This window comes from Anaerocolumna sp. AGMB13025 (assembly GCF_029689925.1).
Taxonomy (GTDB): domain Bacteria; phylum Bacillota; class Clostridia; order Lachnospirales; family Lachnospiraceae; genus Anaerocolumna.
Genome location: NZ_CP121445.1, coordinates 1 through 10,000, shown reverse-complemented (window position 1 = coordinate 10,000; position 10,000 = coordinate 1). Strand labels below are relative to the sequence as shown.

7 protein-coding genes (1 of these 7 cut by a window edge) are annotated in these 10,000 nt (G+C 35.4%); all 7 read right to left on the bottom strand.

The genetic code is table 11. The features are described from left to right. Positions 1-661, bottom strand: partial view of a fumarate hydratase gene (locus QA584_RS00035; protein ID WP_278272500.1) — the 5' portion only. The gene continues 182 nt to the left of window position 1, outside the view; only the first 661 of its 843 coding nucleotides appear in the window; its start codon is at positions 659-661; its stop codon lies beyond the left edge, outside the window. 445 nt (positions 662-1,106) lie between these two features. Beyond that, positions 1,107-3,734, bottom strand: coding sequence for a DNA gyrase subunit A (gene gyrA / locus QA584_RS00030; protein WP_278272499.1), 2,628 nt, complete (start codon positions 3,732-3,734; stop codon positions 1,107-1,109). A 79-nt stretch (positions 3,735-3,813) separates the two neighbouring features. After that, positions 3,814-5,724, bottom strand: coding sequence for a DNA topoisomerase (ATP-hydrolyzing) subunit B (gene gyrB, locus QA584_RS00025; protein WP_278272498.1), 1,911 nt, complete (start codon positions 5,722-5,724; stop codon positions 3,814-3,816). Then, positions 5,721-6,851: a DNA replication/repair protein RecF gene (gene recF / locus QA584_RS00020; RefSeq protein ID WP_278272497.1), complete on the bottom strand. Its 1,131-nt coding sequence runs from the start codon at positions 6,849-6,851 to the stop codon at positions 5,721-5,723. The genes gyrB and recF overlap by 4 nt, the downstream gene beginning before the upstream one ends. 19 nt (positions 6,852-6,870) lie before the next feature. Beyond that, the gene (locus QA584_RS00015) at positions 6,871-7,080 is read right to left on the bottom strand and encodes an RNA-binding S4 domain-containing protein (RefSeq protein ID WP_278272496.1); all 210 of its coding nucleotides are present in this window, start codon (positions 7,078-7,080) and stop codon (positions 6,871-6,873) included. A gap of 180 nt (positions 7,081-7,260) precedes the next feature. After that, positions 7,261-8,373: a DNA polymerase III subunit beta gene (gene dnaN / locus QA584_RS00010; RefSeq protein WP_278272495.1), complete on the bottom strand. Its 1,113-nt coding sequence runs from the start codon at positions 8,371-8,373 to the stop codon at positions 7,261-7,263. A 265-nt stretch (positions 8,374-8,638) separates the two neighbouring features. After that, positions 8,639-10,000, bottom strand: coding sequence for a chromosomal replication initiator protein DnaA (gene dnaA, locus QA584_RS00005; protein WP_278272494.1), 1,362 nt, complete (start codon positions 9,998-10,000; stop codon positions 8,639-8,641).

The window sequence follows — 10,000 nt, the reverse complement described above, 5'->3', positions numbered from 1 at the left end:
TGATATGTTCTAATTCTGAATGATTTTCAATGTTTCTGATCAAGGCTTTTTTGGCTAGTATAGTACACTTTTCGAAACTACCGCCAATACCGACACCTATAACCATTGGTGGACAGGCATTGGGACCGGCTAATGAAACCGTTTCTAAAACAGCTTTTTTTACTCCCTCTACTCCATCTGAAGGTTTTAACATATATACTCTGCTCATATTTTCGCTTCCAAACCCTTTGGGAGCAATCGTTATTTCTATATTGGTTCCGGGCACAATTTCATAATGGAGGATTCCAGGTGTATTATCTTTTGTATTGACTCTAATAAGAGGATCTCCAACTACAGATTTTCTTAAATATCCTTCTTCATAACCTTCTCGTATACCCTCATTAATGGCATCATTAAGGTTAATTCCTTCAATATGGACATCCTGTCCAATTTTTATAAATACAATTGCCATTCCGGTATCCTGGCAAATTGGAATATGATCTGCTTTGGCAATTCTCATATTTTCATCTAGCTGCTCAAGAATTTGCCTGCCTATATTGGAGCGTTCTGTCTTAATTGAGTTTCTGACTGCCTTCTCCATATCTTGAGAGAGATTATAATTTGCTTCGATACACATTTCTTTAATATTTTGTATAATTACATCCGTATGAATTATTTTCATATAGTATTCCTTTCATGAGATTTAAAGTATTTAGTTTTTAGTTTTGTATTTGGTATTTAATTTTTGGTATTTATTTTGGGTATTTATTTTTGCTATTTAGCATTTTGAGTAATACTGAGTATTTTAAAAAATAAGCCCCACCCTAATACCCTGAAAAAGTATACTATGAATACTATATTCAGATCTTTTTAGTATTTAGGTTAAGGCTTATCTTAATTAATCCTAGATGAATAACTTAGAATTACATATTTTTAAGTGCTAATATCCTACAGTTTGAAATTCTGACAAACAGTTAGCAAGCAGTCATCAACAATCTGCAACAGTCAACAAACTGGATTTACGTAATTTTCTCTTCTGTTATTGATTTAAACCAATTTTAAAGTTTGACATAAATAAATATTTGATAGCACTTTCATTATTCATCTGCAGACCAAAACTTGAATTGTTATTCATTTTCAATATCTGCTTCACTTTCATCTTCCGGTCTTTCACTATCCTGATCAATGTCTAAATCATCCTCATAATCCTCATCTTCCTCTAACTGACTCTCTCCTGGATAAGTATTATTTGAAGTTTCATCTTCTAATTCCTGTTCCAGTTGTTTGATCACGTCTTCTTCTGAATTTTGAGTATTATTATCCCTGACTTTTGCTATACTAGCTACAGTTATATCAGCATCCATATCTATTAACTTAACACCGGAGGTGATACGTCCAAGATTTGATATGCCGTTTACGGCTAACCGTATTAATATGCCTTCTGTCGTAATAATCATGATTTCATTTTCTTCATTTACAGCTTTAACGCCTATAACATAACCGGTTTTTTCGGTTATCTTATAGCATTTTACACCTTTACCGCCTCTTCTTTGTACAGAAAATTCATCCATGCCGGTTCGTTTTCCCATACCTTTTTCTGAAACAAATAACAAATATTCACCCTGAGTACTTAACTGCATTCCAATTATTTCGTCATTGTCATCCAGGTTCATACCAATAACACCCATAGAGGTCCGGCCTGTTTTCCTTACATCTTTTTCATTAAAACGGATACATTGTCCATTCTTAGTTACTAGAATAATATCTTTTTTATTATTGGTTGCTTTTACTTCGATTAATTCATCATCTTCTCGGAGATTAATAGCCTGTAACCCTGTCTTTCTTATATTCTCATATTCTTTGATTGGAGTTTTCTTTACAATTCCTTTTTGGGTTGCCATGAATAAATATTTATTATTCTGGTACTCTTTTAAAGGAATTATTGAAGTAATCCTCTCCTCTGGCAGCAATTGAAGTAGATTTATTATAGCCGTACCTCTGGCTGTCCTTCCGGATTCCGGAATTTCATAGGCCTTTAGACGGTAAACCCTTCCCTTGTTGGTAAAGAACATAATGTAATGATGTGTTGTTGTCATTAACAGCTCCTCAATGAAATCTTCATCGATGGTCTGCATTCCCTTTATACCTTTTCCGCCACGGTGCTGGCTCTTAAAATTATCCACCGTCATTCTCTTTATGTAACCTAAACGGGTCATAGCGAGAACGGTATTTTCATTGGGAATTAAATCCTCCGTAGACAAATCATCTTCATCGAATCCGATGGAAGTCCTTCTGTCATCACCATATTTATCACGAATGATAGTTATCTCCTCTTTAATAACGGTGAGGAGCTTTTTCTTGTCATTTAATATTGCGTTGTATTCAGCGATTTTTTCCATTAATTCCGCATATTCAGCTTCCAGTCTTTCTCGTTCCAAGCCGGTTAATGCACGAAGTCTCATGTCAATGATTGCCTGGGCCTGAACATCGCTTAAAGCAAATCTTTCGATTAATTTTTCTTTGGCAACATTACCGCTTCTGGAAGAACGGATAATACTGATGACTTCATCTATGTTATCTAAGGCAATTAACAAGCCTTTTAAAATATGGGCTCGTTCTTCTGCCTTGTTTAAATCATATCTTGTCCTTCTGGTAACTACTTCTTCCTGGTGCAGTAAGTAATATTTTAACATATCATGAAGATTAAGAACCTGGGGAACATTATTTACCAGGGCAATCATAATTACACCAAAAGTATCCTGCATCTGGGTATGTTTATATAACTGGTTTAATAAGACATTGGCATTGACATCCCGGCGGAGTTCAATACAAATTCTCATACCCGTACGGTCAGACTCATCCCTGAGTTCTGTTATTCCGTCAATTTTCTTTTCTTTCACCAGTTCTGCAATTTTTTCGATTAGTCTTGCTTTATTAACCATGTAGGGAAGTTCCGTTACTACAATGCGGTTCTTGCCGTTTGCCATGGCTTCAATATCGGATACCGCCCTTACTTTTATCTTTCCACGGCCGGTACGGTATGCTTCATTAATACCCCTGACACCTAAAATACTTGCTCCGGTGGGAAAATCAGGACCTTTTATAATTTCCAACAGCTCCTCTATAGAGGTATCTCTGTCTTCTGTTATGTTATTATCTATCATTTTAAGGACTGCATCAATAACCTCCCTCAGATTATGAGGAGGAATATTGGTTGCCATACCAACAGCAATTCCGGATGTTCCATTAACTAATAAATTGGGATATCTGGAGGGAAGTACCGTTGGTTCTTTTTCTGTTTCATCAAAGTTTGGTATAAAATCAACCGTATCTTTATTGATGTCTGATAACATCTCCATGGAAATCTTGCTTAAACGTGCTTCGGTATAACGCATTGCGGCAGCTCCGTCACCATCCACGGAACCAAAATTACCGTGACCGTCAATTAAAGGATATCTAGTTGAAAAATCCTGAGCCAGTTTTACCAATGCTTCATAGATAGAGCTGTCACCGTGGGGATGATATTTACCCATGGTATCACCGACAATACGGGCACATTTACGGTGCGGCTTGTCAGGACCATTGTTTAACTCTATCATTGCATATAATATTCTTCTTTGCACCGGCTTCAGACCATCTCTTACATCGGGAAGTGCACGGGATGCGATTACGGACATGGCATAATCAATATATGATGTTTCCATTGTCTTTTTCAGATCGACCTCATGAACTTTGTCAAAGATATTCTCGTCCATTTATTCTCCTCCATCTATTATGTTAACCTGCTTTTTAACCTATATGGATACTTCCGTACCAGTAGGTTGAGGTAATATATTATATATCCAGATTTTTAACATACTTTGCATTGGTTTCTATAAATTCTCTTCTTGGTTCAACTTTATCTCCCATTAAGGTGGTAAATGTCAAATCAATTTCAGAAGATTCCTCTTCATCTATGGTTACCCGAAGAAGGACTCTTTTTTCCGGATCCATGGTAGTATCCCAAAGCTGTTCGGCATCCATTTCGCCTAAACCTTTGTATCTCTGGATTTTATTATTGGAATCACGTCCGATTTCAGTTAAAATTTCATTTAATTCTTCGTCACTGTAAGCATATTTTACAAATTTACTTTTTTCAACTTTGTAAAGCGGTGGTTGAGCCATATAAACATGACCGTTTTTAATCAGATCCGGCATGAAACGATAAAAGAAAGTAAGGAGCAGAGTACTGATATGGGCACCATCCACGTCCGCATCGGTCATTATTATTATTTTATGGTAACGCAATTTGGCAATATCGAAATCATCTGATATTCCTGTTCCAAAGGCCGTAATCATTGCTTTGATTTCATTGTTGACTAATATTTTATCAAGCCTTGATTTTTCAACATTTAAGATTTTTCCCCTTAAAGGAAGAATTGCCTGGGTAGCCCTGGATCTGGCTGTTTTGGCGGAACCTCCCGCGGAATCACCCTCTACAATATAGATTTCACAGTTCTTTGGATCCTTATCGGAGCAGTCCGCTAGTTTACCGGGCAGACTCATGCCTTCTAGAGCTGTTTTTCTTCTGGTTAGATCCCTTGCTTTACGTGCAGCATCTCTTGCCCGCTGAGCCAAAACAGCTTTTTCCAGTATGGTTTTGGCAATTCCCGGATTCTGTTCCAGAAAGTAAGTTAACTGTTCACTTACAATACTGTCAACTGCTCCACGCGCTTCACTGTTTCCCAATTTTTGCTTGGTTTGTCCTTCAAACTGGGGTTCCGGTATTTTGATGCTGATAATTGCGGTTAGCCCTTCTCTGATATCTTCACCGCTTAAACTGGCTTCGTTTTCTTTTAAGTATTTTAAATTTCTTGCGAAATCATTAAAGGTTTTTGTCAATGCATTCTTAAAACCGGTAAGGTGTGTTCCGCCTTCCGGAGTGGTTATATTATTTACAAAACTGTAACAACCTTCCGTGTAAGAACTGTTATGCTGCATGGCAACTTCAACATAGACGTCCTCCTTACTTCCTTCACAGTATAAAACATCCGTGTACAAAGGATCCTTATGTCTGTTTAAGTATTCGACATATTCCTTAATACCGCCGGCATAATGAAATTCTTTGACTACAGGGGTTTCTTCCCTGTCATCTTTTAATATTATCTTTAAATTCTTGGTCAGAAAGGCCATCTCACGAAGTCGCTGTTTTAAGACCTCGTAATCATAAACGGTTTCTTCAAAAATCTCCTTATCCGGTAAAAAAGTAACTGTTGTACCTGTTCTGTCAGTATCACCAATTACTTCTAAGGGCTTAGCCACTTTGCCTCTTTCATATCGTTGCTTATGAATTTTACCGTCTAAATATATCGTTACTTCCAGCCACTCGGATAAAGCATTCACAACGGATGCACCTACGCCATGAAGTCCACCGGAAACTTTATATCCTCCGCCGCCAAACTTTCCGCCTGCATGGAGGATTGTAAATACTACTTCAACAGCCGGTATCCCTTTTTTATGGTTAATCCCTACCGGTATTCCACGCCCATTATCAATTACAGTAACGGAATTATCTTTATTAATTATTACTTCAATCCTGTCACAGATTCCTGCTAACGCTTCGTCAACTGCATTATCAACAATTTCATAAACCAAATGATGCAGGCCTTTTGAAGATGTACTGCCAATATACATACCAGGCCTTTTTCTTACTGCTTCTAAACCTTCCAGTATTTGGATTTGATCTGCACCGTATTCTGTACTCATAAATTGCCTCCTGTTTTTCTATGGATGAATTCCAATGTAAAAGTATTTTCGTTCTTAACTGTTCCTTCTACTACCCGGTAAATAGTATCGCAATCCATCCGGTTTGCGATAAATTCCTCAAGGCCTGTACAAGTGATAATAGTCTGGATACCCTGAATACTATTTAGTAAATAGTTCTGCCTTTTTCTGTCTAGTTCCGATAACACATCATCCAGTAATAAAATTGGTTTGTCATTGGTTATCTTTTTCACTAATTCGATTTCAGCAAGTTTAAGGGATAAGGCTGAGGTTCTTTGCTGACCCTGGGATCCAAACCTGCGGATGTCAATATCCCCATTTAAAAAACTTATGTCATCCCTGTGAGGTCCAACATTGGTCATTTTAAGAGAAATGTCTCTTTCTCTGGAACTGGTAAGTTTATCTGCAAACTCTTTAACACTTACATTGGGTTCATAATTTATCCTTAATTGTTCTTTATCACCGGACAGCTTTTTATGTATATCGTATACGATTTCATTTAACTGTTTAATAAAAAGATTTCTTCTTTGTATGATCTGGCTGCCATATTCCACCAGCTGCATATCCCATATACTAAGTGTATCCAGTAATTTCCTGTTAAAACTAATCTGTTTTAATAAATTATTTCTTTGGCTGATAACTTTATTATAGTTCGTTAGATTATATAAATAAACTTTATCTAACTGGCATAATTCAAGATCAATAAATCTTCTTCTTTCTGACGGACCGTTTTTTATGATACTTAAATCTTCCGGAGAAAAAAATACAATATTAACAATACCGAATAATTCACTGGATTTTTTAATCGGCAATCCATCAATAGCCACGCCTTTTGGTTTGTTTTTCTTAAGATGCATGTCTATTTTGTGTGATATAGTATCCCGGTCTACAAGAATCCTTATATGGGATTCCTCCTTATCCAGCTTGATAATTTCCTTGTCTTTGCTTCCTTTGTGAGACTTTGTTGTACCACAGACATAGATTGATTCTAAAATATTGGTTTTTCCCTGAGCATTATCACCGTATAAAATATTAATGCCGTTATGAAATTCCATAAAAAGATTATTATAATTTCTGTAATCTTTTAATTCAAGGGTTTTGATATACATTTAAACACCACTATTCCGATTATTTTTCAATCTTAATTGTCTCATCATTGAACTCTACAACATCACCATCATATAATTTCTTACCTCTTTGTGTTTCTATATTCCCATTCACTTTAACCAATCCATCCTGGATAACGGCTTTAGCATCTACTCCGGATTCAACTAAACCAGCTGCTTTTATCGCCTGACCTAATTTTATGAACTCTTCTCTTAATTTTATTATCTGCATATAAAAATCCATGCCTTTCCAGACCTTGATTCAACCATATATTTACAATAACTGATTGGACTTCAAGCCATAATTCATAATCAGCAAGAAACATATTTCTGTTTTCTGCTTTATTATCGTCAATTTTATTATAATATAAAACAATATTATTAATCTATAATCCGAAAGGCTTATAGATTACTATTGTACTGCAGAATTAAAATTTACCGGAAGTATCAGGTAAATATAAGATTCTTCTTTATCCCTGATAAAACATGGGGCTTTTGGATTTATTAAGTAAATGTCGATATCTTCATCATCGATTACCCTTAAGGCATCAATTAAAAATTTTGGATTAAATCCGATCAGGATGTCTTTCCCTTCTTTTGTGATGTCGATTTCTTCATCCATGGAACCGATGGTGGAATTAATTTTAAGTTCCATGTTTTTATCATCTATCTTTACAATAATTGGCTTTTTCTCAGTTTCTTTGATTAATAGTGTTGCTCTGTCGATACAGCTTAGTAATTCTTTTTTATTGATGGTTACTTTGGTTTCATAATCACTGGATAACATCTGATTGATTTTATAATATTCTCCTTCGATTAACCTGGATAATACTATGGTATCATCAAACTCAAAGATGATATGCTTATCCGTAAAGAATAAACTTACTTCATCTGTAAATTCACCTGACAATATTTTACTTACTTCAATTAAAGTTTTACCCGGAACGATTACTTTTAGATCATTGTATTGTTCTTTTAAGGTTATTTTACGGATTGATATTCTGTGTCCGTCAAGTGAGACTACTTTTAATTCATTGCCGTTAATCTCAAATAATTCTCCAGTCATGATTTTATTGCTTTCATTATCGGATATGGAGAATACGGTCTGTCTGATAACTTCCTTTAGTGTAAATTGTGATAATGTAACAGCATCACTTTTCTCAATGTTTGGAAGATACGGGAATTCTTCTCCGCTTTTACCGGATATGGTAAACTTGGCTTTTTCACATATTATAGTTAATAGATAATTACTGTCGGTATCTATTGTTACATCATTATCTGGTAGTTTCCTAATAATTTCAGAAAATACTTTAGCATTAACGGCTACGGTTCCGTTATCTATGATATCTCCTTTCACTAAAGTCTCAATTCCCAGTTCCATATCATTGGCAACTAATTTTATAGTATCATTCTTAACTTCAATAATCAGACATTCTAGTATAGGCATCGTAGATTTTGCTGGAACTGCTTTTAAAACTATATTAACACGGTTAAGTAGTTCAGTTTTGGTACAAACGATCTTCATAATTGTGTATAACTCCCTTCGCGGTTTTCATGTAAATATATATAATAAAATTTTCTAGCAGTAGTAATAGGCGCTGTTAATTTGTGTATAAGTACCTCAATCCCATACAAACAAAGGATTCAGGGAAAGGATAACCTTGTGATAAAAATAAATGAAAAATTGTATGAAAAATTTGGCTTAAAAATAAACTTTAAGTTATCCAAGGGCAAATCACATGAGAATAACAACTTACTAACAGTGGTTTGTGGAAAAAAATAAACCTTTATTAAGGATTGATTTTCTTGGTTAAAACCTCTATGGTATTTTGCATGCCAGGATCCTTCTTTATATTCGTTTCGACTTTGTCTATTCCGTGAAGAACAGTGGTATGATCTCTGTTTCCCATTATTTTACCGATATCCGACAGGGAAAAATCCGTTAATTTACGGCATAAATACATGGCAATTTGTCTGGGGTAAGCTATGTTCCTACTCTTGTTGACAGAATAGATATCGGTAGATGTAAGATTAAAATGTTCCGCAATAACATCTATAATTAAGGCTGGTGTTATCTGCTTTTTATCATCCGGTGAAATAAGATCTTTTAAGGCTTCTTCCGCAAGTGTAACATTAACTTCCTGTTTCTTTAAACGGGAAAGGGCCACTATCTTAGTTAGGGCACCTTCCAGTTCTCGAATATTAGATTTAACATTGGTGGCTATATATTTCATTACTTCATTATCGATCTGAAGCCCGTCCAACTCTTCCTTTTTCTTAAGAATAGCCATTCTAGTTTCATAATCCGGCTGCTGGATATCTACGGTTAAGCCCCATTCAAAACGGGAACGAAGTCTTTCTTCCAGAGTAAGGATATCTTTGGGCGGCTTATCACTCGATATGATAATCTGCTTTTTGGATTCATGGAGAGTATTAAAGGTATGGAAAAATTCTTCCTGTGTACTTTCTTTTCCTATAATAAATTGAATATCATCAATTAAGAGAACGTCTATATTACGGTATTTTTCCCTGAATTCTGTGGGAGTTGTATTCACATTACGGATGGATTCAATTAATTCATTGGTGAATTTTTCACTGGTCACGTACATTACTTTACTGTTGGCGTTCTGTTCTAATATATAATGAGCTATGGAGTGCATCAAATGAGTTTTACCAAGTCCAACACCTCCATAGATAAACAGCGGATTATAGATTTCAGCCGGGGACTCGGCTACAGCTAAAGATGCCGCATGTGCAAGGTTATTATTGGCTCCTACTACAAAAGTATCGAAGGTATATCTGGGATTTAAAAAAGATAAGCTGCTTTTCTGATTTTTATTGATAGCAGCCGCAGCGGTTTCATTTTTATTTTTAACAGGTTCGATTTGACTTTCTAATATGAATTCCAATTCGTAATTGTGATTCATAATTTCAGTAATTGCTACCTTTAGAGGAATTCCGTACTTTCTGCTTATGAAATTTTTACTGTCAGGGCCGATCATTTTGTCATCTATGGATATGGTAATTAAATTATCTTTTACGGAATATACTTTCAAAGGAAGTAACCAGGTCTTAAAAGAAACATCGGTCACACAATGTTCGATTTTGAGATATTCCAGTATTTCGTCCCATTTATCTTGTATTTCATTCAT